This window comes from Cupriavidus necator (assembly GCF_013141915.1).
Lineage (GTDB): Bacteria > Pseudomonadota > Gammaproteobacteria > Burkholderiales > Burkholderiaceae > Cupriavidus > Cupriavidus necator_B.
On the sequence record NZ_SROX01000042.1, the window covers coordinates 1 to 979 of the forward strand.

Annotated in this window: 1 protein-coding gene; it reads left to right on the forward strand. The window is 63.7% G+C overall.

Features of this window, described 5'->3' with window-relative positions; genetic code table 11:
- Positions 1 to 2: 2 nt before the first annotated feature.
- Positions 3 to 979, forward strand: a 977-nt coding sequence (locus E5S69_RS32055; protein WP_171518318.1) for an IS256 family transposase, incomplete at its 3' end; no start/stop codon positions are given.

The following is a 979-nucleotide window of genomic DNA, read 5'->3' on the forward strand; positions in this document are numbered from 1 at the left end:
GTATGCCACGCAAAACCAAGACGAGTCAGGCCGCCGACCGTGAGCTGCCGACCATCCCCGAGGACTTGATTGCCCATTTCGTAAAGGGCCCGATGACTGCGGAGGCGGTCCAGGACGCTTCGATGGCGTTCAAGAAGGCCCTGATCGAACGAGCTTTGGGTGCCGAACTGAGCCATCATTTGGGCTACCCGCCGGGCGCCGAGCGCCCGGCCGGCACGGCCAACCAGCGCAACGGCAAGAGCGCCAAGACAGTCCTGACGGACGACGGGCCTCTGCGGTTAGACATCCCGCGAGACCGCGACGGCAGCTTCGATCCGATCCTGATTCCCAAGCACGAGCGGCGCTTCACCGGGTTCGACGACAAGATCATCGCCATGTATGCCCGCGGCATGACCGTGCGCGAGATCCAGGCGTTCCTGGCCGAGCAGTACGGCACCGAGGTCTCGCCTGAGTTCATCAGCTCGGTAACCGATGCGGTCATGGACGAGGTCACCGCCTGGCAGGCCCGGCCGCTGGAGGCGATGTACCCGGTGGTGTTCTTCGACGCGCTGCGGGTCAAGATGCGCGAGGACGGCGTGGTACGCAACAAGGCCGTCTATCTGGCATTGGGCGTGCTGCCAGACGGCACGCGCGACATCCTGGGCCTGTGGATAGAGACCACCGAAGGCGCCAAGTTCTGGATGAAGGTGTTCAATGACCTGAAGACTCGTGGCACGCAGGACATCCTGATCGCGGTCACCGATGGCCTCAAGGGCATGGAGCAGGCCCTGAACGCGGTGTTCCCACACACGACGCTACAGACCTGCATCGTGCATCTGATCCGAAACAGCTTAGGCTACGCCGGTTGGAAAGAGCGCCGGGTCGTGGCAGCGGCGCTTAAGCCCGTGTACACCGCGCCCACTGTTGAAGCGGCGCTGGCCGAGTTGGCGGCCTTCGAGCAGGGAGAGTGGGCTAAGAAGTATCCCCCCATTGCCGCATC